The organism is Oleiphilus sp. HI0067 (assembly GCF_001635735.1).
Genome location: NZ_LWFI01000549.1, coordinates 1 through 851 on the forward strand (window position 1 = coordinate 1; position 851 = coordinate 851).

An 851-nucleotide genomic window follows, 5' to 3' on the forward strand; every position below is an offset into this window, starting at 1 on the left:
AGAGTCTGTCGCGCGACGCTTATTAGGTATGAGGTACGGTGAATGATTCGTCCGGGAATTTATGAGCATTACAAAGGCCAACGCTACGAAGTCATTGGTTTGGCTCGACACTCAGAAACAGAAGAAGAGCTTGTTGTATACCGAGCTTTATATGGGGAGCATGGATTATGGGTGCGACCTTATGCAATGTTTGCTGAGGATGTCGAGTTAGACGGAGTGCGTCGACCTCGCTTTCAATACCTTACTCAAAAGTAATTGTAATCTGCTCATAAAAGTCTGAATACTTAAGCCTTTACTTGTGCTTACGCGTTGTTCTTATAGTATTTTCTGCTATACCTAAGGTTATTTCCTGAATTTTATTTTTGACTCCGCGAGGAGTAGTTAGGGTGGCTTTAATGGTTTTTTTGCGTCTGCGAAAAGTGCGTCAATACGTAGCAGTGGCGTTTTCCAGTCTCTTAATTCTTTCTTCGGGGTATGCGTTTGCTGACTCAAACGTGCAACCGGATGTTCGATTAATTATCGATATATCTGGCAGTATGAAGAAAAATGATCCGAAAAATCTTCGTGTTCCTGCCGTCAACTTGCTAACTGAATTGGTTCCTGAGGGGAGTCAGGTAGGTGTTTGGACCTTTGGTCAGTGGGTCAACAATCTCGTGAAATACCAGGCTGTGGATGCTGATTGGCGTGCCATGGCAAAAACGAAAGCTAATGAAATCAACTCTGTTGCACTGCATACAAATATAGGAAAAGCGCTTGAGACCGCATCAGCGGATCTGGAGGCAGATAGCAGCAATACTCACTTTATTCTTCTGACCGATGGTATGGTCGACATTGACAAAGATCCTGCAAAA

2 protein-coding genes are annotated in these 851 nt (G+C 43.6%); both read left to right on the forward strand.

Going from position 1 to position 851, the window contains the following annotated elements:
- Positions 1 to 42: 42 nt before the first annotated feature.
- Entirely contained in the window at positions 43 to 255 is a 213-nt protein-coding gene (locus A3739_RS06400) for a DUF1653 domain-containing protein (RefSeq protein ID WP_068473223.1), read from the forward strand.
- Positions 256 to 395: 140 nt separating this feature from the next.
- The coding region (locus A3739_RS06405) for a vWA domain-containing protein (protein WP_156502403.1) at positions 396 to 851 on the forward strand (456 nt) is incomplete at its 3' end.